Annotated in this window: 13 protein-coding genes and 1 pseudogene; 4 read left to right on the top strand and 10 right to left on the bottom strand. The window is 31.8% G+C overall.

Translation table 11 applies throughout. From position 1 onward, the window contains the following. Positions 1-95 precede the first annotated feature (95 nt). From RBG61_RS13155 to RBG61_RS13140, 4 genes and pseudogenes are all read left to right on the top strand, one after another. A pseudogene (locus tag RBG61_RS13155) lies at positions 96-1,286 on the top strand (RtcB family protein). Positions 1,287-1,537: 251 nt separating this feature from the next. Next, on the top strand, positions 1,538-1,945 hold the full coding sequence (locus RBG61_RS13150; RefSeq protein ID WP_307944287.1) for a hypothetical protein: 408 nt from the start codon (positions 1,538-1,540) through the stop codon (positions 1,943-1,945). Next, positions 1,946-2,170 carry a helix-turn-helix transcriptional regulator gene (locus tag RBG61_RS13145; RefSeq protein ID WP_307944285.1) on the top strand — a complete coding sequence of 75 codons (225 nt, stop codon included), beginning with the start codon at positions 1,946-1,948 and terminating at the stop codon, positions 2,168-2,170. 133 nt (positions 2,171-2,303) lie between these two features. Further along, entirely contained in the window at positions 2,304-2,888 is a 585-nt protein-coding gene (locus RBG61_RS13140) for a DUF3841 domain-containing protein (RefSeq protein ID WP_307944282.1), read from the top strand. A gap of 514 nt (positions 2,889-3,402) precedes the next feature. Here the strand turns inward: RBG61_RS13140 and RBG61_RS13135 are convergent. The 10 genes from RBG61_RS13135 to RBG61_RS13090 form a co-directional block, all read right to left on the bottom strand. Next, positions 3,403-7,644 carry a hypothetical protein gene (locus RBG61_RS13135; protein ID WP_307944279.1) on the bottom strand — a complete coding sequence of 1,414 codons (4,242 nt, stop codon included), beginning with the start codon at positions 7,642-7,644 and terminating at the stop codon, positions 3,403-3,405. Positions 7,645-7,656: 12 nt separating this feature from the next. After that, complete coding sequence (locus RBG61_RS13130) at positions 7,657-8,475, bottom strand: hypothetical protein (protein WP_307944277.1); 819 nt, start codon at positions 8,473-8,475, stop codon at positions 7,657-7,659. Continuing rightward, on the bottom strand, positions 8,468-13,774 hold the full coding sequence (locus RBG61_RS13125) for an ATP-binding protein (RefSeq protein WP_307944275.1): 5,307 nt from the start codon (positions 13,772-13,774) through the stop codon (positions 8,468-8,470). Before RBG61_RS13125 ends, RBG61_RS13130 begins: the two co-directional genes overlap by 8 nt. Further along, entirely contained in the window at positions 13,774-15,306 is a 1,533-nt protein-coding gene (locus RBG61_RS13120; RefSeq protein WP_307944272.1) for a hypothetical protein, read from the bottom strand. Before RBG61_RS13120 ends, RBG61_RS13125 begins: the two co-directional genes overlap by 1 nt. 18 nt (positions 15,307-15,324) lie before the next feature. Beyond that, positions 15,325-17,016 (bottom strand): hypothetical protein, encoded by a 1,692-nt coding sequence (locus RBG61_RS13115; RefSeq protein ID WP_307944269.1) that lies wholly within the window; start codon positions 17,014-17,016, stop codon positions 15,325-15,327. Positions 17,017-17,079: 63 nt separating this feature from the next. Beyond that, positions 17,080-18,228, bottom strand: coding sequence for an aminotransferase class V-fold PLP-dependent enzyme (locus RBG61_RS13110; protein ID WP_307944266.1), 1,149 nt, complete (start codon positions 18,226-18,228; stop codon positions 17,080-17,082). A gap of 11 nt (positions 18,229-18,239) precedes the next feature. Further along, positions 18,240-21,896: a hypothetical protein gene (locus RBG61_RS13105; RefSeq protein ID WP_307944263.1), complete on the bottom strand. Its 3,657-nt coding sequence runs from the start codon at positions 21,894-21,896 to the stop codon at positions 18,240-18,242. Positions 21,897-21,921: 25 nt separating this feature from the next. Continuing rightward, complete coding sequence (locus RBG61_RS13100; protein ID WP_307944260.1) at positions 21,922-22,824, bottom strand: DUF4007 family protein; 903 nt, start codon at positions 22,822-22,824, stop codon at positions 21,922-21,924. A 19-nt stretch (positions 22,825-22,843) separates the two neighbouring features. Then, a complete protein-coding gene (locus RBG61_RS13095) occupies positions 22,844-23,428 on the bottom strand; it encodes a hypothetical protein (protein WP_307944258.1) in 585 nt (194 codons plus the stop codon). Between the two features lie 3 nt (positions 23,429-23,431). After that, entirely contained in the window at positions 23,432-25,147 is a 1,716-nt protein-coding gene (locus RBG61_RS13090) for a phosphoadenosine phosphosulfate reductase family protein (protein ID WP_307944256.1), read from the bottom strand. Positions 25,148-25,318 lie beyond the last annotated feature (171 nt).

The raw sequence follows: 25,318 nt of genomic DNA, 5'->3' as shown, positions 1-25,318 counted from the left end.
CCCTATGCTTCGATATCCCAATAAAACTACATCCTTTTAAACGGACACAATAGATACTATAATTTATTTAATAATTACAGAAAGGTTTTGACATTATGAACTTAAAGATATTTGCGAAAAGTATTGATGAGGAATCTCTAAACCAGGTTCACTTATTACTTGAACAACAACCCTTTAAAAACTGTAAAGTTAGAATTATGCCTGATACCCATGCTGGCAAAGGATGTGTTATTGGGTTTACCGCTGACTTAGGTGATAAAGTAATACCAAATATAGTTGGCGTAGATATTGGTTGTGGTATGCATACTGTGAACCTTGGTGATGTGGATTTAGATTTACAAAAGCTTGATAATGTTATAAGAGAATATATTCCAAGTGGAAAAAATGTACATGAAACTAAAATACTTGAATTCCCAGAGCTAAATAATCTGTGTTGCTTTAAGGAGTTAAAAAGAACTACTAGAATCAAACAAAGCTTAGGCACTTTAGGTGGTGGAAATCATTTTATTGAGGTTGACAAAGACGATCATAATAACAAATATCTAATAATTCATACCGGAAGTCGTAACCTCGGTAAACAAGTGGCTGAGTATTATCAAGAACTCGCGTATGAGCTGCTAAAAGGCCGGGATGAAATGCTTCAAGAACGTATTCGTATAATCAACAATTACAAAGTTGAGGGTAGAAGCAACGAAATACAGAAAGCATTAGTTACTTTGCAAAAAGAGTTTGAGAATAGGCAAATAACAACCCCAAAAGCACTATGCTACTTGCAAGGGAAATATCGTGATATGTATTTGCATGATATGAAAATTTGTCAAGAATTTGCTGTGTTGAACAGAGAGACAATCGCTAATATTATTCTAAAAGAGATCAATTTAACTGCTATTAGTAGATTTGAAACAATACATAACTACATTGACATGGATACCAATATCGTTTGAAAAGGCGCAATTAGCGCTCAAAAAGGTGAACAACTTTTGATTCCGATCAACATGAGAGATGGGTGTATTTTAGGCATAGGTAAAGGAAATGAGGATTGGAACTACTCTGCCCCACACGGCGCTGGCAGACTCATGAGTAGAGCGCAGGCAAAGGATAGGCTTACAATGGATGCCTATCAAGAATCTATGAAAGATATCTTCACTACTTCAGTGTGTGATGAAACATTAGATGAAGCACCTATGGCATATAAACCACTCGAAGAAATCGTAGAATGTATTCAAGAAACAGTAGAAATTCAGAAAATACTCAAACCAATTTATAATTACAAAGCAACAGAATAATCATGCTGTATTGGTAAATAACCTACACTCTAACAAAAGCTCTGTCACCGTTGCTACTCTTATGATGGATATGGAGATAGCAAGAGACAGGACTCCTACCATGATGCCGAGTAGTATGTATGCCGAATGAGGTGGACTGGTATTGTAAAAATATATGATATATTTCGCACATTAGATATTGACAATCAGCAATCCAAGTGATATATTTATAACATAAGATAAAAATACATCACATATTGGAGGGCAATTTTATGCAAGACAAAATAATGCGTATTAAAACATCAATTGTTATTAACTATTTATTGTTCGGATTTACTTGGTTGTGCGTAGGAGTTCTTAGTTTTTTTGATGATTATTTAGTGTGTAAAATATTATTAATAATATTTTTACTTGTCAGCATCATTGGTATGTTTGTTACCTTCTTTGCTAAAAAGGAAAAGTATGATGAGATGGCCTCAACTCATATGACAAAAGCACAATCTTATGGTTTTATGTATCTGTTGTTATTTGTTCTGGTTCTTACTATAATTTTTAAGGTGTTGGATATGGCAAATATAAATGTTAATTTAAATTTCTTAGATCTATATCCATTTTTCTTAGCAGTTGGAGAAATTTCTGTAGGTTTAAAATTTCTTCAATTGGAGAAGGATGGTGACTAAATGCCAAGGCTAACTACAAAAATACATGAACTACGCCGTGAAAAAAATATGCAGCAAGCTGAACTTGCAGAACTTGTAGGTGTTCGCCGTGAGACAATAGGTAATCTAGAAAACGGAAAATACAATCCATCATTAAAATTAGCAATGGATATTGCAAAGGTTTTTGGCAAAACAGTTGAAGAAGTCTTCTGTTTTGAAGATGATGAAGAGTATACTAACAACTAAGTATAGTTAATATTAAGTACCAACAGCACCTTTTTTATTTGAGTGCTGTTGGTACTGTTTCATAGATATCTAGTTAAGTTAAAATATGGGGTTCAATTGAACGCAAGTAGACAGCGATAACGAGAATAACTGAATGGAAGTGATTTTGATTATTATATGGACAATACAACGCCTAGATGTGTTAAATGAGCTTGAGAAATTTGGAGTTTACAATGTTAGAGAAGAGAACATTATTTGGGAGTCATCGGATACAGATGCATTGAGAGCGTATGATTGGATTTGTCAAGAAATGAATAATAGAATTTCAGTTCCACCTACTGGGGTTAAATACCCAATTTGGGCCTGGTATTCTTGGGAAGGCAAACGAAAAAAGTCAAATAAGCGAAGGAAAGGATATGCAGAAAGAGGAACTCCCGTAGTGTTAATAACATTAGATATCCCTGATCAAAAAGTATTGCTATCTGATTTTGACCTTTGGCATTATGCATTAAATCATTGGTACTTGCCTACCTCCGAAGAAGATAATGCTAATTTTGAATCTCAAGAAGAAATGCAAAAAGAAGACCTTATTCAGAAAAGTTGGCAACACATCTTTGATATTTCTTCTAAATACACTGAATATATTTGTACAAATCCAAACAAAAAATGGATTCAAGCAACATTTTGGGAATTAAAGTCTGATAATATTATATCAATAGAAAAGTTTATCGCAAAGTGATAATACTGTAAGGTGATAAGCGGTGGCAAGTGAACTGGTCAAAGGTGGATGATGGAATAGGGGAATATTGAAGAGTATTATAGCAATCAACTTGGTACTTATGATGAACATATTGGCGGAACAAGAACAAGAGTAAATTCTGCAATTCGTATTATTAAGACAGATAAGGTGTTGTATGTACTTGAACTAATTGATGGTTCAGATACAAGAGTACTCTCAGAGGCGGTATCTAATGCCAAGGAAACAATTAAAAAGATTGAAAATGGTAAATTACATTACCTAATTTGCAATAACCTATTTTTGTATTAAAGCATCTATCAAAACAAAACGATAGATGCTATTTCATGCCCTTTTATAAATAGATAACTTATATTGACTTATTTAAAACCACTCTATTGACAGTCAAAAAACATATTGTACAATATAGTACCACTGCTTATTCACCAATTATATTAAAAAGTGTAATTTTTATTTGGGGCTGTGTTTTAGCTGAAAGCAGCACAGTTCTATTATTTTATTTATGGCAAATCTCCATTATTCTTGCTACACACTTTTCACGTTCGTATTGATTCAGCTTTTGGTAATAGAAAATTACATCATCTATATTAGCTTCACTTAAAATTTTATCAATCTGTTTTTTTGTATGTGTATATTTTTCTATAGAACTTTCAGTTAAATATGTAGGCAAACTCATTGTATTATCTATCCACTTTAGCGCATCTTGCCTATTCACATTTTCGTTAATAGTAGATATAAATTTTTGACACCAATCATTCTCTTTAACATTCATATTATTTACACAAGTATCAGCAATAGATTTTAATATATGTAATACATCTATTTCTACATCATCTTCAGAATATTTTTCAAGAAGGTTTTTAAGCTTAACTTCAAAAGCCATACGATCTAGGCCTAAGTTCTGAAGTTCTTTACTATCCGCTATAAACTCTTCAAAAACTTTTTGTAAATCCACAAAATCAGATCTGTCTGATAAAGGTATACCTTTTTTGCAGACATAATCAATACGCTCAATCATCGACTCAACCATGTCAATGTCGGTTAATTCATAAATGTCATTCCAAATATCATCCATATCACATTTGATTTTCTTATAGGCATTAGCAATATCATTTATTCTTGTTGTAAGTTTATTTGTAAGATTTAAATAATCAGATCCAAGAGAATCTTTATACTTTTCTGCTTTATCTAACAAATCTAAGCCTTGCTTTTCCCATTCTATCAATGTTGTATATGCAACAAAATTAGTCACAACTTTTTCCGACATAAACTTTCCATAGTTAGTTTTTAATTCTTGTCTATCCCTTATTGCCTCTCTATTTTGTAATTCGCTTTCTCCGTGTTTTTCTGCAAATTCAGCGTGTTCAAAATAACCCAGTTCCTGCAATAAAGCTGTAATACGTTTATAATGTTTCTTATATTGTGACATACTCTCCACAGAATAACACCGTTGATCTTTTATCCAATTTTTTAGTCTTGGATCAACATAGTTCTTAAACCTGTCTCGAAAATCTTGTAACATCTTTTTCTGTTCATCTTGTATTACATATCTTTCATTAAAGATGCTATAAATGGAAGGATTATATATTGTACCAATAGCTTGCAATCCTACATATAAATCGCCATCTTCAAGAACCGTTTCATATTTAGTATGAAGATCATCAATTACTGTGTTCCATCTTGATAATACTTTTTTGCCCTCATTTAATCTATATTCACATAATTTATATTGGGCTTCTAACTCAGTAGGTATTTCATCGGATTGAGCTAGTTGATTCAGCTCGTTATAGTACTTAGTAACCAGATTTACATTATCATTATTCTCCACTTGTTTAAAAAGTCTCAAATAATTATCTATCACAGCTCCTGCATCTACCAAAAGAAAATGTGATTCTTTTAATATGGATATAGATATCTTGCTGTCACCAACAACAATATCTTTCCATTTCATAATACTATATGTTTCATCTTTGTATTTTACACGCAAACAATAATTCAGATTAGCACAAAATACAGAAATTATAAACAAAATAATATAATCGTTAAGTCCAAATGGTGGCATACTCAATTTATTAAAAATATAATTGCAATCTAACTCTTGATCTTTCTTTAATTTTTCTTCTAGGAAATTATAAATTAAAAAAACTCGTTTGTTTTTTGGTGGCATGATTTGATAGTTCGAATTAACACATTTCCAAGAATTTTTTCCAGTTTCAAATAATGTTGCTTCAAACCTATTTCGGACTTCAACTGGTGAGCTTTGAATTGTATTTGCGTTAATACTTCCAGATAATAAGAGCTTTAAAATAGAACAAAATGCTTTTTTAGCCCTTCCTGGTTGCTTACTATCAAAACCATCGAAGTCAAAAGGAACTACATTAGGATATATATTGCTGAGAATTTCAGACAAAGATACAGCTAATCTACTTGAAAGCTGTTTAGTCCCATCTGGAGTAACAGCTATCCTTTCACGTTGTAAAACATCAAATGTATCTCTTAAAACATTCTCTGCTTGCATAAATGCGTCGCTATAATGGTGTCCAAATCTAGCCTTATCCTCGTTAGAAATTTGTTTTGATAATACGTCATATTCTAGTAATGCTGAATACAGTTTATTCTCAACATCATTTAACAAGAAAATAAGTATAGGCATTCCGTTTATTTTATTAGATAGTCTTTGTACATTGTCCAACCGCTTGATATCTGTGTCTTTGTTAATGTATAGCCATATCAGTTTACCTTTAACTTTTTCTGGCGCTGTTGAATTTCTAAAATCGGAAATTAAGGAATCAACATACGCATCTGAAATCTCATCTATATGGAATAAGTCCTGAGTAAATTGCCACTCATTACTTTTAATTTTGTTTTCAATAGAAAAGTTTGTACTAACATTAGTTAATATGCCTGCTATTTCACGAATATTAGAATCATCAAATATTGCTTTAGACAATTTTTGTCCCGATTTTATTCTACGATAAAATGTCCTAAAATCATGTGCGCCACTAGAATCTTCTAAAAAATCAAAGGAACTTGTGTGCTCATCAAAGCCTAAAATAGCATACTCATTCTCTAGCCAAACAAGTTCTTCTTCTACTTCCGTAATTGACAAGCCGGAGCATATGCTAAGAGCAAGTTTTGCATCTTCATAGTTAGTAGTTCTAAATCGGAGTAGTTTAAGTACAAGATTAGATCTTAGTATCTTGCACATATTTTCAGTTAACTTTTCTCCTGATTTTCTTAACACATTATCATAACGAATACAATGCCTGCTCAGCTGGCGTCCTTCTTGTTCAGCAGCTAACATTTCAGAGTACAAATCACCGTCTAGTAATTGTTCTGGTAAGACTATTGGACATCCAGAATTTTCATCAATTTTATAAGAAGAAAGTAAACTAATAAATTTATTTACTAATGTCAATGATGAACGATTTTGCAGATACCCTGATAGGCCTGTTAACATATAGGTGGAAAGTGGATGCATTGGATATATACCCTCAACAATAACCTGCCTAAATAGGCTATAATCCTTCCACAATCCCTTTAATGGCAACCACTGATCCATCTTTTCATAGGTAGCAACCCATTCTGATTCATGGGTATTTTGCCATACCTTTATATACCTATCAAAACTATCTTTATCCTTACGATCAATTAAGTTTGCAAAAACTGTTTCCAAGTTTGATGATAGATGATATTTATCACTAGCATCGAATCTACCAATATATCTACTGATATTTCTTGTCTTATCAACTCTTTGAAGATATGCTTTTATATCTGATTGGATAAAGTTAATCATTTGAATATTTCCATCAGCGTTTTGCACCGCTTCAAATATTTGCTGTAATGCACTATCCCCTGTTTGAGCTGAATCAGCTGATGAAGCATATTCTAAATACCTACCAAACTCATCAAAAATGATTACAATTTTATTGAATACACCGCTAATCCCACAATATTCAGTCAACAAAGTCTCTAATACAGACATTGCTGAAACACCTTCGTCCCAGCGAATTTCATGCCCATTAATCTCCTGATAAACCTTGTTAATGATTTCAAAAGCATATTTATCCTCTGATAATGTTTTTCTTAATCTTTCAGCTAAAGCTTGTCCTTTTTCAGCCCATTGATAGCTCTCTGCTTGTTGTTCAAATAGAGCAGTACTTGTTGCTATATTTCTTTCCAAAAAGCGAAATGCGATTTCATGCGCCCTATTCAATTTTTTTAAGTTTTCATCAGAATAGCCATATAGTTTAATACTTCTACTTGCCGCTCTAAGAATTTCATAGTGTAAATTAAAATCTCGCATTCCGTTAATTGTCAAAATTAGATTCGGTTTTTCACCTATAGCTTCAATATCTTTAGTAGCTTCTACATCAATTCTTCTAATGTTTTCTATAAGCTTCTTATAAGTTTGTGGCATATAGTCTTTTCCAGACAGAACTTGTGCTAACGCAACTGCCAAATGGGATTTTCCTGTACCATACTCAGCAATTGCTAGAGTAAATGGATTTCCACGTTGATCATCCTCAATTTTACTTGCAATAGTTTTGAAAAAGGAGACAGTATCTGTCATTTTACTTCCGGTCTGTTCATCAGAAACTCCAAAATACTCACTTCCATGAAACACAAAACTCTCTGCAACTTTAGCAGCTTTTAGCTGATTATAAAACCAATCTATTTGAACTGCACCTTCGAAAAACAAATCGTCTCTAAACCCTATGATGTCACCAATATGCAAAGTATTACCCTCCTAGCATAATAAGCTATATACTTTCTCAATCATTATGTCTGATGTTGTGTTTTTAATTACTGTGAACGGTGATAACTGCCCGTTAATACGAATTACACCTATTTCTGATAACTGTTCCAATACCTGATATATTACCGAATCTGCAAATCCAAATGTCGCACCAATTCCTAACGAAAACAATTGATCAGCAGTTATTTCATTGTGCTGTGGATACGTTTGTTCCCATTCATATAATAATGTATAAGCATAAACATATATAAGCTCACTTTTATTTTTATGGGGAACTAGTTGTAACGTTTCTTTAGATTTTTCAAAAAGATTTAAAGAGTCTAAACTCTTTTGATAAGTAGTATAAAATGGGCTAATGTTAATAGTTTTCTTTCCCGAAAAAGACGACTGTTTTTTTAACATATCTTCAAGAAGCATAAGTTTAATTCCATTAGGGTAATTAGGCATTATTTTCTTAATTATTGTGCTCCATAATAATGCTCCTGTTGAAGGGGACGAGAGTCTGCTGTGACATAACAGCTGACTGACTTCTTCACGTATTCCGATATCCTCTCGAACAATTGCATTTCCTAATTCTGTTCGGATTAACTTATATTTCCCGCTTTCTTTACTAACATCAGTGACTAGTCCCATATATATTGCATAACTAATGTGTGGTTCTACTTTCCCACTTGACTTTCCAGTCGGAATTCCAGTTAATTCAGATATTTCTTCCTTTGACATTTCAGCGCACATATCGGTAATTTCCAAAATCCTGCTGATATACTCTAATGTCACTGGAAATGTTTGATGAAAATTAACATTATTCATTTATGTTCTCCTCAAATGGTGTTACATGAGTAACAGCAGGTATAGTAGGTCCAAAGTCACCATTTAGTTTCATACGTTCTCCAGCAACAATGCACTGCCCTTTTTGTAACCCTCTTAAAGTATTAGACCAATCATTAGTATTTCCAAGTTGTTTTGCGGTTACAGTTAAATCATTATCTGCTGGTTTAAAATATGCTCTAAATGCAGCCTGCTGCAACCTGTTAATCTCCGCATCATCAAGTTGCGGTTTCAAAAACTGTGTAGCAAACCAAGCAGACCATCCAAATTTTCTGCCTTCAGTCAATATTTTTGCACTTGGAGAATTAGCTTTATGTGATAAATTTTGTGCTTCATCTAAAACAACAACAAATGGATCATCTTTACTACCATATTTTTTAAAATAATACCACGCATCCCAAAGCATAAATTCTGTTATTACAACTTGAAGTTCTCTAACAAAGTTTGTTAATTGGAAAATAGTAAGTGTTCCATTATTCGTTTTCATGGTACCCCAATCAAATTCATCACTAGAACTGAATGAAACGGAATCAAAAAATGGTGTTAATTTTGATAAAACAGTTTTTGAGAATGCATTATTAATATTCTCTAGTTCTTTCTTAAACAACTCCATATCCATCTGCTCATTATATTTTTCCAATCCATTCTTACATGCCGTATAAATTGCGGAAAATTGTTGCTCTCCAAATTTATAAACGTTTGTAAATATATCTGCTATACGTGTCGCAACATCAGAGATCTTTTCAGGAGCTTTTATACCCATCACTTCAATTTCTTGTCTCCTAAAAGGATTTACTGGGACTCCATCAAAATATACTACTTTCTGATCTATCCTATCTTTCAGGTTAGCCACAAACTCTGGCTCTAACTGTTCTAATCTAAACCCTTCTGTATAATCAAAGACCATTGATGCAACGCCTTGTAATGATAATTCATTCAACATTTTTTGCATCAGATAGGTTTTTCCCTGACCTGAACTACCAGTAATCAATAAATGTCTATTCGATAATTTGGAATGTCCAAAGCTCCAATTTATTTCATTACCTTTATTATCATTACCAATATGTATCTTTATTTTTGATAAGTCCACTTTACACTCAGGTATAGGTATATCTGTTTCTGGGGATTCGACATCTACCTCTTCTTGCGTCTCTTCCTCTATTTTTTCATCGGCATCATAATTAGATTCTGCTTCTGACTCAATCACACTACCTTCTTCTCCAACTGTTTCCTCTTTTCTCTCAATAATCTCATTTGTATCATTGTATGAACCTGTATAATTAAATCCATCCGAATCATTGAATGTATCCGTATTGTTGGAAATTTGTGTATCATTGAATGCATCATTTTCATTCAAATCAGTATCTGTCAACTTTGAATCATCAATCTGACTCTCAATTACCGTTACATACTCTACAGAGGCACATTCATCATCTAAAATCAGTCTTTGAATCTCACTTTGAGGAATTGATAACACTTCAATTGGTACACAAGATCCAGACGAAGCCCTTACCACTTCACTACCTTTCATGTCGACCCAATATCCCATAACTCTACCATTCCATTCAATGTCGAAATCACCTTCTAATATGTTTCTTAAGCTAGAAGCTAATTTTTGATATTCTTCTGTATCATCGTGGAAAGTAATCTGAGAGAAGGCTAATGCCCTATATAATTGTGCATACCAATAGCGTCGTCTTACAGAATCGTTCTTTACTTCTGTTGCTTTTGTCGGTTTTGTCGGTTTAAACAAGTCTGATAATATTGCTAGACCATGTTCAACTTGTTTAATTGCCTTGGCTATATGATTATCAGAATTAGAGTATGTAGCAATTTTACATTCAATAACAGTCGCACTTAATTGCAACTTTCCATCCTCATTAACCTTTGCAGAAATGTTTAAGAAATCAGGACGAGATCTGTTTTCATTTGCAATATTATATGTGTCTTTTAAGAACCAGTGCCTGTACGAATCTAAATGAACAACCACATTAAGTGCTTGATTCACATTACTTTTACTCATATGAACTGATGTTAATATATATGCCATAAACTCATTGATATTTGTTGAATTTTGGTTTATTGCCCTTAACAAACTGACTCCATCGAGTTTTGCTGCCTCTTTAATGCATTTCTCAGAAGCTAACTTAGCCTGTTCATCTGTCCATTTGAAGAGGTTTCTTACCCGATATTCAAATCGTTTTTTTACTTGTTGAATTATTGATTCTCTAGCTGTGATAGTTAGGTTATACTGACCATGGTGTCCTTTTCCTGTTGTAAACCCTATAATCGAATAATCATTTTTTTGTGTATTATTTTTTAATAGTGCCCCATCCATTCCACCATCAATACATACTACCCAATATGCCTTTTCATGAAGCAAGTTAATCAACTGATGTCTATCTCCATCTATGCATACCTCTTTTACTACTACAACATTATTGTAATTAATTTGATTTAAATTGTTATTATAGTAAACTACGCGACTATGGACAGTTGATGCCTCAAATTGAGTTTGAGTTAATTCAATTTTCCTTTTTACACTTGTATGTGAAGATACAGTTGGTTTAAAAACCATAGGGTACTTACATTCACTTGGGCATATGGATTCATCTTCTACACAATTATCAAAAATCAAGCTATCCACTTTTAATAAGTCCATCATAAACACAATATCAGTGTTATTTGATAAATATTTTTTTATATCTTCTTTTGATGACCATTCATTTAAGTAAATATTTATATCAGTATTTTCATCTTGTGAAAAAAACGAATTAACCCAATAGGACAAGTAGTTCTTGCCACCTCTATTTTCAGGTTTTACTAGAATATTTAAAATAATTTTAATAGGAACATCTGGGATATTAGTGCTTTTTTTCACATTACAAATATAGTTGTGTAAAGCTGACACAACTGGTTGCAAATCTGTAGGATCAATAAAAGCTAAATTCAAATCATAAATCTTATTAGGAAATGCATGCACATAATCCTCAATTACATCCATTAACATTTCAGCATCTGCACTAATATTTTTTATTTCACCATCAGAAAAATCATCATCAAAGACAGCTTCTTTACGAAGTATGTCCTTAATTCTAAAATTTTCTTGTTCACTATTATTTCCGCATATACAAAAACTACCAAAAGTATGCAAATTCCCAAAATACTGATGACCTACAGTCGGATATATATCAATTGCTTGATGAATACAAGACAATTGAACTAATTCCTTTATGTTTAGTATTGCTTCCCTTTGGGATATCTTTGATAGATCAGCCACATCATGAACAGATTTGCTCCACCACTGTTCACACCCATCTAAAATAAAAACTGCTTGATGAATTAACTTTTGCAATATTGTCGGATGCCAAGGTGGTATAATGCAAAAATCACATTCTTCATCTCTTGTAAGTGAGAAATTGTTTTTTTCGATTGAGAACGCACGAATATAAACATTCAATACCCATTTTAAGTTCTCTGCAAAGCTATTTGTTAATATTTTATTGCCTAAATTGACATATGTATCAATAAAATTATTTCCTTCATCTATAGAACCATAGAATCCATTTTCCGTCAAAGCTTTGCAAAAATTCAGAAATTCAGCTCCGAGTTCGTAAAATTCTGCTTTCCACAAAATTCCCGCGTCACTTTTATCAAATATTGCAGTTTCCATTAAATCTTCATAGTTAAATTCTGTTTCTTGATAAATATCAAAGAATTCTTGTTCACTTTTTAGATGTTTAAACTTGTTTAATTCTTTATTTGTTCCAAACATTAAATATGATGTTATATCATCTTCTGAAAGTTGTTGATACTTATTTAATATATCTTGGAATGAGAATAGCCATGGTTCAGAGTTGGAGAAACACCATTGAAAATTTAGTTCATCTAATATCTCTCCACATGTATCCTTTATAAAAAGTGAAACTCCAACTTTATTTAGTGTTTGAGCTACACCTATTGCTGTTACCCTTCCTGTTTCAACTTGTTCACTAGCATATTTAGGGGTGAAAAAGTTAACTGGAGATGAAACTATTTGAATTTCATTTTGCCCAATATCCCAATTTCGGCGAGCTATATAATCTATAACCCCACCCGCAACCATGCATATATTTCTAAATGCTTCTTCAAGTCTTTCTTGAACAGTAGAATTTTCAAAAGTTTCTATTTCATTTACCAATTTAGCACCCGTAAAACTAAATTCAATTTGATTAGCTGAATCAACTTTTTCTACAGATAACAAAGAAGTAAATAAAATATTTAGCATTGCTTCTAGTGGATGTCCATATACCTTTGTAACCGATACTCGATCTTTTTTAGGGGTAATTAGTTTTAATCCTAATACTGATTCAATAATTGCAAAATCAACGCCTAAAAGTAATGAACGCAACTGGTTAATATTTCGCCCTAAAATAAAATCAGAAAGCACTGATCCAAATTCATCGTAATTCTTAATTGATTGGTTTGCCCATCCCTCATAAAATTGTGTGAAAGGTTGATCTAATTGATTATATTTCTTAATTTTTTCATTATACTTAGCGAATTGAGGTTTTGATAATTTTTTGAATGTATTTCTTTCAATAAAATCAAAATTTGAAGATAAAAGGTTTTTCTGAGACTTAATAATATCTTTCGGAGTAGGTAAATGTTCTTCTCTTTTGCACAGACCCCAACTTGGAAGATTACGATAAAAATACTCAATGAACATAGTAATGTTATCTATGTCATTCCAATCATCGGCTAGACAACTCAACCTATAAAGATTTACAGGTACAAGCTCAAATAACCATTTGTATAATTTGTTAATACATTGATATTCTTCATCATCCCAGTTATAGCTGTCGAAAATAGATGCATAATTACTTACCAATGCAGATTCAATTTTCGCTGAGTTAATATAGTAAATATCATGTAATCCGCCTTTATCTTCGACAAGTTCTGTTCCCATTAGAAGTATTAGTTTTTTTTGATTTTCTTGACCCAAAATATTACGATATTGAGTTAAACTATCCTGAGTATCTATCCAATCATTTTGAGTCATAGAATGGATAACTGCACTTAAAGAATTATCTTGTTTGCTTTTAGCCTCATTGAATTTTGGATATGATAGCTTAGCAATTAAATCGATATTCTGATGGTCACAATATTTTTTAATTTCTTTACATAGGGACTCGTAGATACGAATATCATCAAATCCATCAACCCTTATAATAGTTTTATTTGAATCTTCCGGCTTTTGCTGAATTATGTACTGCTTAATAGTAGATACAATAAACTTCATTATATAGTCACCTCAGAATATGGATTTACTACAATGGAAGTAGCATCAGATAAATCATGTAAAAAACCTGTGTTTTTTAAGAATAATTGAAACTCTTTTTCATTTAAATAAAAGGCATCCGCTTGCTCGATATCTATATTTTTTTCCTTGGCATAATTTTTATATTGTTTTGCACCTATTATAATATTATAATGACTATAAACTTCTTCTAAAAACATATCAAATGTCATTTTTTGTTGAGGCTTTATGATTGTTAAAACAATAAATTTAACTAAATCCTCAGATAATGAAAATCTTTCTTGTGCACCCCTCAGTGGAATGATTAGTTGCATTTCTTTGCCAAGACGTTTAAACATATTCAGAGTATGTTTTTTAGCATCAGATAAATATTCAAATGGTGTGTTATGTATACCTAAATCCGCACTTTCATCCAAATATTCATTAGTCATTTGGTTAATTGCAGAAACAAATAACTCCTCAATTTTCCTATAGCTCTCTGATGAAATTCGCATTACAGATTTTCCAGATTTCGGTGCACGCATATCAACTATCCATGCATACCCAGGTATATTAACATATTCGCTTGAACGAACACACATCATACGCATAATTTGAAATACAATTCCTTTAGAAAACAACTCTATTCGAGTTATGGGATGCATCTCACAAGACAAGAAATTTACCAACTCATCAATAGTACGTTTACCGCACCCTATGTATCCCGTAGAAGGTATAAAGCCAAGCTTCATTTTCACCCACAATTTATCAACTTCTATATTTTGATTATCAATCCATGTATCATTTATCCAATTTGCTAGTTTAGAAAAATGTGAACCATTGGCAGTAACCAGTAGTTTTAACAACTTTTCTAATCTAACCTTTTGTTCGTATGGACAACTTTCTAGTGCCTGTAAAATATGTAGATAATAAACTTCACCTCCACGTGCCAAGAAATTATGCCTTTTATAATCAAATTTCATTTCAATGTCCGTTTCGCTAACATCTACACTTTTTGATAAAGAGATTCGCTCTTTCTTATTTATCATAGCTTCACAAAAAATCAGCTCTGGTGCAATCGGTAATAAGGATTGCGCAGTCCACGATCTGCTTTTTAATACCGCAGCATATCCGTACAACAAATCTTGTATTGCTTCAATTGTACTTTCTGCTTTATCGTGTTCTACTCCAGATTCTTCAATTTTCGTTTGCATTAAAAGAATTATTTCTTTATATGCTTTTTCATCAATTGGAATTTTAACATCTTTTTTAGATCTATTGTAAAAAATAAATCTTTTCAAGCCCATTTGAGGTTTAACAAAATATTCAAATCCTTTTTCAGTTAATGAATCATCATGAAATGACATTACCCCAGCCTGCTTATCATCACTTTTCGGTGAAATAAATACAAGGAGAAATTCAATCAGATATTCATATAATGATTGATCTGAATAAATACGATTTCCAAAAAGTCTGATAGCCATATTATTACTACCGTTGGATGTATCTGAACCTATAGGAAAAACATTTGTCATTATATGACCGCCTTTCAGTTAATAATTTAATAATGTCCATTCACCATCTGTTTCCTGAAGTTTAATGTTTCCGTATCCTTTTGTCTCCATTACAAGAAGTTCTATACTCTCTGAATCTTGATTTTCTCTACACAAAGATATCATTTGTGCTTTGATACTATCAATTCCATGCGTTAATTGCGGAGAAATATCAGTAGATATTGCCCCACTTCTTATCTCTTCAAAATAATTTAATAATGGAAGTGATATAGGCTGATTTATTCTATAGCCAAAAGCTTCTATAAACAGTTGCTTTTTTTGATCTTTTTCAAATAAATTACTTCCTGTATCAATAGTTTTTAAGTTGATATATTTGTTTGATATTTCGCCAAGCAATAACTGAACACTTTGAGAAATACCATTCCCACGATTAAGCGTTATCGGTAACTCTTTTATATTCTTACAGATATATCCAACAAATAATATTGAAAACGCTTCCATAATTAATACTTTATCATCATTATTAGGGCTTTTGCCATTTCTAAGCTCTAAGTAGCGAGGAAATTTCTTTGAAAAAACTGTCTTAGTAGTCTCAGCATTTTTAATATCATTAGTTTCGATATTAAACAGAATATACATTCTTCTTAAAGCTTGATTCCACTTGATAGAATTTACACAAGAATAATGATTTTTCATATCTAAGATAAGCTCTTGAATACCAGGATGAAGTGCAGTTATATCTTGTCGAATAAACAAGTCTTCATCTGAGATTAAACATTTTCGATCATATCCGTTTGTTTGAATATCCTCGATAGCCTGGATAGACGAAGCTTTCTGGTTAATATCAAATCCATTGTATCCAAATAAAGCATTTGAAAATAAGTGCTTAAACAGATAGCTTTTGTTGTCAATTATCTTTACATCCTTACAATCTAGTCCAGCAGTCAATGCAAATGTTATTTGTGCAATTATTTGCCTAATTGTTAATCGTTTTCCATGTTCTTGTTGCCAAATAAAATGATTATGTAGAAAATCAAATATCTTACTTTCATTTTCGAGAATCATATTTCTATTAAACAAAATTGGGCAACATCTTGACTTCTTACATTCTTTACATTTTTCAAAACATTTTTCTGAGACTAAATTTTTTAAAAAAGGAATAGCGAACGATGAGTTATCAATGCCTGCAATATTTACAGCACGTATTTTACAATTGTTAATTGCAATAATATCACCTTTATTCTCGTCAATTGCATTGATTAGTGTCATCTGAGACTGTACTCCCATTTCTTCTAAAAAAGTATTAAGTAACGGGCCTGTATTAGCCACTAAAACAACATGTTTGCCATTTTGAGTCTGGACAAAGCATTCTTTCAACTTGCTTCTTCTTTCATCAGCAGAAAACTCACTAAAGTCTTTAATATATACACATTGGTTACCATTGACCAGTTTAACTTCATCTGATATATTCAATGGACCTTGTAGAGCTTGCAACTCATCTAGGGCTTGAATTAGAACGCTAGTCTTTCCATCTCCAGCGTGACCTGTAATAAGAATTATATGTGGTTCTTCATTCATCAAACAATTCGTAATAAAATCCACTATTGGTCGTTTAACCATAACATCTTTAAAATAAGGATTATTTTGGCTTGCTTCTGCAATTGCATTTTCATTTTTCGCATCTACATTGTGCAATGAATTTAAGTATCTAATATATGATTCATTATTCATTTATGTCACCTCAATTAACTTCCTAAGTAATTTTTAGAAATCAACTACAAACTAAAACTGTCTTTAACTATTTTCTTCTATATAGTCTAATGCTTCCTTTAGTATTTCAAATTCATTATCTGTATTAAAATAGCTTGCGCTAAATCGTACTGTACCTGCAGGAAAAGTATTTAAAAACTCATGTGCGGATGGAGCACAATGTAAACCGGTTCTTACTTCTACTCCGTGTTCGGATAGAATTGCTCCAATATTGTCACTGCTATATCCATCAAATATACAAGATGTTACTGCAACAGTTTGTTCCTTCGCCTCTTGCCCAATTATTTGAATATTATCATACGCACTTAATAGATTTATAAGCCTTTCATAATTGCTTTTTTCTTTCTGATAAATATTTTGAATACCAGTTTCTTTAATCCATTTTAGTGCTGCATTTAAACCTGCTATCGCTAAAATGTTCTGACTACCGGCTTCATACTTTTCAGGAATAGTACTTGGCATATCTTTATTGGCTGAATCAACACCTGTTCCACCGTAAATTAAAGGATCTAGTTTTGCATTACTATTACAAATAAAACCCGCTATACCAAATGGACCATATAGTGTTTTATGACCTGCAAAAACTGCAAAATCATAAATTCCAGGACTCAAATCAGTGTCAATAAGTCCAGCTGTTTGGCTCATATCTATTAAGTTAATAGCATCATGCTGTTTTGATAAAGTGCATATGTCTTGTATTGGGGCGATAACCCCACAAACATTACTAGCATGACTGATAACAACTAAATTAGGTTTGGCCTCTGAAAACTGGTATTTGATCTTTTCTAAATCAAAACTCAAAGCTTCACGATCCACCGGGAGAGTAAAAGTATTTAGATTGTTTTTAAGCTTTAAATAATTTATTGTCCTTAAAACTGCATTATGTTCAAATGGTGAAATATAGATATTGAAGTTATCGGATAGGGCTAAACCTTGTAATATGATATTTATAGCCTCTGTTGCAGAAGGTACTAGTACTACTTTTTTATTCGGACAGTGAAACATCTCTAATAAAAGAGATCGAGTTTCAGATATCAACCTATTTCCAGTTATATTTCCACTTCGGCCTGCATTCATACCATATTCTCTGTAATACTTGTCCATAAAAGTATATACTACTTCAGGTTTAGGGTAGGAAGTAGCTGCATTGTTAAAATAAGCTGTGTTACCCACTCTAATTCCTCCTAACACATTTTTTCAATAAAGTCCATGAGTATTTGCCTTTTTTCGCTTTCAGAAATAGATTGTCCCATTTCATCAATTGCAGTTGCAATTTCATTGTATAAGAGTTTTGCACGACTACTATATTCGGTTTTATCAAAGGTTTTTATAACCTCTTCACCACTCTCATCTACAAAAGCAATTTTGTATCCATTCGTTTTTTCAGTAGCCTTTTTTGTGGAGATATCAATCGATCTATTAAAATCGCTAATTACCTTTTTCGCATCTCCTAAGTAAGATAGAAATTCCGTAATTGTTGTTCTTGTCCAGTCATCAATTCGTAAGTTGGTAATCTCTTTAGCTAGTTGCTCAACAAATAATTGCTCATCATTACTAATTGATTTCATCAAAGCAAACATTCGATGTTCTCCATTTGGATACAGATGATCTAGCGTTTCAACCTTAAGAGAATCAATATAGTCTTTAACTATACTTGTTAATGAGGCAACCTTATTATCTGAAGTACTAAACATTGATTTTATATCAGAAATAAGATGTTTGATAAGTCCACCTTTAGCATTATCAAATGTACATTTTGCAGCATTGATACTACCAATGACTTCCAAATTAAAACTATTATAGTTAAAAATCGATAATAAATCATTGAATAAATAATCTCGCGCTTTTATATTTGGTTTTTTTAAGCTATTGATGAATTTAAGTTGTTCTTTTATTACAGGCATATCCTCGGTATTAGAATTAACGGATTTATAGATAGTTTTCAACTCTTTCGCATATTTCGGCAAATTCATATACCATCGTTGCATTGCAGATACAACATAGGAAAATGTGTTAAAGTCTTTTTCACGCTCAATGATAAAATCAGAGAAAAGTTGTGACAGTTCTTCTATATACTTTGTTTTGTCATCATTCCAGTTTTCGATATATGCTGTAAAGCAATCAGGAGTCTCATTAATACTGTTAAGTATATCAACTGTAATATTCACTTCTTCGTTTTTAGACTTAATAACTAAATACTTTTTACATGAATGTAAGACACATGCGATAAAGATTGGAATTACGCCTTTTTTAATTCCAAACCCACTTTGAGGTAATGTTAATGTGTCATACAAATCTTTAAAACTACTACCTTGTTGGCTTTTGGCATCATTGAAGAATTCTTGAATCGCCTGTAGTGTTTTGCACATATTTTCATCTTCTGGTGCTAAGTTAAGCTTTGGCTTTACACATTCATTTTCTAATATGCCCGTACGAAGTAGTGTACTACGCATAATTGATACATCTTGTCCTGTACCTGTTAATCCTAAGTTAATACTTAAATCATTTTCCAATAGTCCTGAAATAATTTTATTTCTGCTGTTAATCGCTACCGTAGGTAAGCTATCTTTGTTTATTGACTCATTATTTATAATTGGTGTATATGGATATATGTTTTTGCAAATTTCTGAAAGTTTTGCAGAAACCTGAGCCTTTCTTTTAAATAGCTGTTTCTCTCCTGAGTAAAAATACTCTGTATCACCTAATTCAGGCCTTGTATAACTACTAATATAACGGTTTAATACTTCTTCTAAATCTTCAATATAAATGTCATATTCATCAGATAGTAAGTCATCATCAAGACAAGCTGTTTTTAAAAGGTTGATAGCATAATATTCATATGCTATTTTTTCAATATTGATATATTTCTTTGGTAAAATAAACATAATTCTTTGATGATTATGTTTTCCACTCAAAATCTCTGTTCTAATCCTAATAATATCGTCTTCACTATCAGGAACTACTGCGTATACCACACCATCTGAGTGAAGATTTTCAATCTTTTTATCCCAGTTCTCGACCGTGAAGAACTCTAAACTATCTATGAAATGAAAATTTAAATACCTAGTAATCTCCATATCATCATTGTAAGCAGTTGGATACATATAGTTATCAAAGGATGCTTTATTTAGTATTTCTTTTACACTTATCAATGCACTTGTTTTTTGTATTGTTTTTTCAATTTCAGCAGAAATATCTACTCCGCTGCTTTCCTTAATTTTAAGGTAACCATTACTGCGTTTAAGGTACACAATACAGTCTTTTTCAATTAACTCCTTTAAAACACATTCAATTTCAGAAATATCTGAAACAGTATCAATAAATGTATCAACAATAATATTTTGAATAGGTGGTAATTTCTCAAATTGTTCTACGATATAGATTAGTGCAATCGTTTTTACAATTTTAGCACCTAAACTATTATCTTCTAGCTGTCTAAGAACATTTGCAGTGAGCATGTACATTTTATGTATATCACTTGTATATGGTTCTTTTCGAAAAAGGGGTTCAAAATAATCGTAAATATAGTCTGGTGTAAGCAATGTAAATTGATTCTCACTCGATAATAAATCGATATTTTGCTCTAAAAATGCAGGCAATGTATGCTTATTATCTGAAGATAAAAAAGTAAATAATGTACGTTCATTTTGAGCAACTTTTTCCGACAATCTTGGAAGAATAAATGTAGAAATTGGGTGCAATGGATAGCATCCTGAAATTGCAAACCCTGCATCTGATTGAGTTAGTATTCGATTTCCTTCTTCGGTGAATCTCTCTACAAGATTTTCTAATTCTTGTGTATGAGCTTGTTGAAATTCTGTCCAAAAGCTTTTATCTTTTTTTATAACAGTAGCAATTATTTCATACATTTGTGAAAAATTGTTGTGAAGGTTAATGTGTTTAAACCTTCCAGATACCCCTCTCCATCCATCTACTTTTTCTTTTGGAAGGTTTTTATCAATATAGTTAGATATGTCTTTATGTGAAATAAGCATTAAATGCATCTGTTTGTCGCCACTGCGATCACATTTCTCAGCAAAATCTTGTAGCAGTTTAATATCGCTTATTGTTGCATTTGCAATACTTGATTCAAGGTATTTACTAAATTCATCATAAATGATGTAAATCCCATTAAATCCTTTTGCTTTTAGTTTACCTACAACATCTTCATATAACTCAACAACATCCACATTAGTAAATGGATTAAATGAGCTTCCTGAAGTAAGCTCTGGATAGATGATATTGAACTTTTCATATGTACTCATATCGAATTCTTTTAATGCAATAATAAAATCCTCAACAGTCTCAGTAATGGATTTTGCAAACTTATTGTAAGTTTCAGGATAATCTTTACTCCATAACTTGATTGTTGCAATAGCTGATTTGAAATTAGTTTCAGGCATCAAATCTGATAAGTCTTCATTTTTTAGTGCTTTATGTAACGCACCTAAAAATGATTGTGTTAAACTAGCACTACTTCCACTAACAATAATCGGAAGTAGCTTTTTATCACTAGATATATAATCTACAACAAATTCATATAACTTGCTGTTTTGTTTCTTTATCTTATTTAGCAACGGTTTAAATAAAGTTTTATCTTTATGTGACAGAAGGGCCATAAGAATTAAAACAATATGAGATTTTCCCTTGCCGTAGGCACCGACTAAAAACCGAGCTCTGCTTGTGGAATTATTGCTTGTACTGAGCAAAATGTCCTCAATAACATCTATTGATGAAACTGTTGGAATAAAACTCTTTATTTTATTTTCATTGTGTAGATCATAGGCAATATTTATAGATGTTTGAAAGCCTTTTTCTACCCATATTTTTTTGTTTACCATAACTTATCTCCGTTTCTAAAGAGCTTTATGCATTAATTGTATTATAATATTCTTTAACACACCATTTAAACCTATCCTCAGCCTTATCTCCTTGGATATTGTTTTCGAGACGAATAACATCTAGTCCCGCTGTTCGAATGACTTTTATATAGCCCATTAACTCAATTTTATTTAGCAGTGTTGTAAGGGTTATCACATCAAGATTAAATACTTTACACAAATTCCCTTTATCATTTAATATCGATGATATTTTAATTTCATTCGATTCTTTAGCATTATCGACGATAATAGCTAATGCTATAAGTGGATGAATACTATCGATTTTTGGTGTACATTTTTTATATGTCTTTGTTTTTTTATTTACTATGTCTATAAGATTCAATTCTCCCAAAGGACAATCAATATTATTTTCAGGTTGTACCTTTTCAGGATTAGATTTCAAACGAGGAACATAAGTGTTAATAATACAGTTAAAGTCATCTGTTAAGATACGATGTGCTTTTTCATCTTCGCCGTTCATGCGAATAAAGTTATCAAGCTGCATAACAAATTCATCTCTTGTAAAGTCTCTTTGCTTAAATTCATTATAAAAAAAATACCATGCAGTAGCATCGTTAATATTAGTTGCTAGCTTATAATGTAATAACCACAACGTACCCATTTCTTCTATGTATCGATCATGCTCAAATATTATATCACCAAAATCCGTAAATGATTGATATCGTTTACCAGAAGATGGTTCTTCGGTTAACCCCACCGCTTGTAACCAGTAGCGTAGCGACTTAACCATATTAGCTCCAATGCCTAAAATATCCATTGGGTTTCCGTTAACATTCATGAAAACATATTTGTCATTGTTAACATTTTTCATACCTTTATATAGCCAGCCTTTTCTTATAAAAAAGGTATCGTGTGCTCTAAATTTCATATTTTATCCTCACCAAAGTTCACTTATTTAATTCATCTATACATTGTAATATCCTTGTAATTTCATCCTCAACATTTTTCACTACATTTTCAGGGAAAACGTATTCTTTTAATACTTCTTGATTTCCAACTAATTTCTGTTCATAAGATAACTCCAATAGTGTATAATGGGCCGATAACTTAGACAAATCATTACGTAAATTAGCATTGCTTATTAGCGCAGAATATTTAATAATAAGATCGTTTAACATTCTATTATTATCAATAATCTCTTTAAATAAAACTAAACTATTTCCTTGAAACTGTTGATTATCGAGTAAAAAATCCAAACAACTGTTATATTCTTTTCCCCAGATCTTATAAAAGCCATTGTATAACTGGGTGGTTTTTTTCGACAGTAGCAAGAATGGAAAATAAAAATTCTCTAATTTGTTTTGCAATCGATTAGCTTCTTCTTTCTTTGCTGCTTTATTTGAAGATTTTATTACCATTCTACTACTTATAAGTGCAACAACAATAGTACAAATTGATGGAAGAACTTCTTTTATTATAGTCCATAAAAAAAGTAATATTTCTATTAACTTATTAACATCGTTCTCCTGCATAATCTACTCCTTCGTCTTTAAGTATTTATCCATCATACATCCGCCATCTAGGTATTTAGCAGTAACGCACATTTTGCATCTTTTACACTTAGAATCATTAATCCGATACTCATCACCTATTATTGAAATTGCACCAAATTTACAAAGAGATTCACATTTTAAACACTTTCGACAAGCATTATATTTTCTTATTTGATATCCAATCATTCGTTGTAAATCATCATGTTTTACAACGTTCATGGTTTTTACTTTAACTGAAAACTTAAAGTCTCCTTGATTAAATGGTTGTATTGAAATGATAGGAACATTTGTCTTCATATCTAAAACGATAGTTTCGTTAATCATTTTTCTGCCAAGTTCTTTCGATATTTTTCCAAAAGGGGTAAACAGACAAATAAAACTATCATCTAATGGTCTACTTAACTTATATACCTTAGCGTTATCCTCAGCGGTACAATTTGTAAATCTAATTTTTACATCCTCCGCTGCTAAAACACCATTGCCCCCTTGTCGTGCTTTCCATTTACCACTATCAATATATACTTCTGGATCCGGCTTACCAACTTTTTTGGCGAAACCAATTAGAAACTCTCGCCATTTCGCGGCTTGTTCAGGCATATAGATTTTTGAAAGAAACTGTGCTCTTTCATTATTATTTGGACAACACCAACAACCAACTCGATCATAGCCTAATCTGTATGCGTCATTAAAATCAACATTTTCACCAAGCATATAAAGCCATATATCAATATCTTTCCATAGAAAAATAGGGGATGCAACAGTCTGTTTTTGAATCTTTACAGATTCAGCACTATCCTCTACACGATTATACTTGCTTCTGCTCACAGACTCACATTTTCTAATCCCATAGAAAGTCAAAATATCAGTATCACGATATAAGCTGTTAAGTACTCGCGTAATCGGGCCTGTTTTAAACATAGAACAGCACCATCTTAACATACGTGCAGGTGGCCCAATATCTTCACAAACAGAATAAAAATCTTGCTCTTTATTTTTAGCTACTTTAAAAATAGCTTTAGGATTATTCTCTCTAAATCTTTTTGCATACTCCATTGTTAATGGGAACTCTAACGTTGTATCCCCAAATATATGTACTAAACTTGGATTACTTAAAGCTCTTACTGTTAAATCTGCAGCTACAGTAGAGTCCTTTCCTCCTGAAAATGACACAACAATATTTTCACTAGGAAATTTCTCAGCTGTTGTTTTTATAAACTGAACGGATTCATCTATTAGATAATTTAATCGTTGACTATTTGCTTGCACAAACTTAGTTATCATTTCATTAAAGAAAGAATAATCATTTTGCTCTTTGTACTCCTCAAGGAGAGCTGTAATATTATTCACATTCTGTTTCTTAAACAAAGAAATAGGAATAATTTTAGCAACACCATCGATGTAATATCGATTATCTGAGACCCAAACAGTAGCATTTTTATATGCCAATGGTTTGGCTACTAATATTTCAAGTAATAATCGTTCTTCAGGAAACACAGGTCTAATATCTGCGCTCATATACTTAGTTTCACCATTACACAAAGGGCAAACATTTCTATCCACCCGATTAGCTTCTTTAATTATTGGAGTTTTACAATGATCACACCAATAAACCCATACAGGTATATCCTGTTCTGTAGCATTACCACAAAGCTCACATGAATTTTCATTTGTTTCTCTATTACAATTCTTACACCACAAAACAATACACCTCCTATATTGTAATTATCTCATAAACTATGTACCTTAAAAAGGACTCATAATTTCAATTCCATAGTATTCCTTAATATTATATCATAAATTGTCGTAAAGACCAATAAATTTATTGAAATTTCAATATATACTATTAGAAATAACTAAATTACTTTTAGC

This window comes from Paludicola sp. MB14-C6 (genome assembly GCF_030908625.1).
Classification (GTDB): Bacteria; Bacillota; Clostridia; order Oscillospirales; family Ruminococcaceae; genus Paludihabitans.
This window is presented reverse-complemented; position numbering and strand designations above follow the sequence as displayed.

Excerpts from the sequence above, each read along its gene's own strand:
- RBG61_RS13150 (WP_307944287.1), top strand. The coding sequence starts at position 1,538 with ATGCAAGACAAAATAATGCGTATTAAAACATCAATTGTTATTAACTAT.
- RBG61_RS13145 (WP_307944285.1), top strand. The coding sequence starts at position 1,946 with ATGCCAAGGCTAACTACAAAAATACATGAACTACGCCGTGAAAAAAAT.
- RBG61_RS13140 (WP_307944282.1), top strand. The coding sequence starts at position 2,304 with ATGGAAGTGATTTTGATTATTATATGGACAATACAACGCCTAGATGTG.
- RBG61_RS13130 (WP_307944277.1), bottom strand. The coding sequence starts at position 8,475 with ATGAATAATGTTAATTTTCATCAAACATTTCCAGTGACATTAGAGTAT.
- RBG61_RS13125 (WP_307944275.1), bottom strand. The coding sequence starts at position 13,774 with ATGAAGTTTATTGTATCTACTATTAAGCAGTACATAATTCAGCAAAAG.
- RBG61_RS13120 (WP_307944272.1), bottom strand. The coding sequence starts at position 15,306 with ATGACAAATGTTTTTCCTATAGGTTCAGATACATCCAACGGTAGTAAT.
- RBG61_RS13115 (WP_307944269.1), bottom strand. The coding sequence starts at position 17,016 with ATGAATAATGAATCATATATTAGATACTTAAATTCATTGCACAATGTA.
- RBG61_RS13105 (WP_307944263.1), bottom strand. The coding sequence starts at position 21,896 with ATGGTAAACAAAAAAATATGGGTAGAAAAAGGCTTTCAAACATCTATA.
- RBG61_RS13100 (WP_307944260.1), bottom strand. The coding sequence starts at position 22,824 with ATGAAATTTAGAGCACACGATACCTTTTTTATAAGAAAAGGCTGGCTA.
- RBG61_RS13095 (WP_307944258.1), bottom strand. The coding sequence starts at position 23,428 with ATGCAGGAGAACGATGTTAATAAGTTAATAGAAATATTACTTTTTTTA.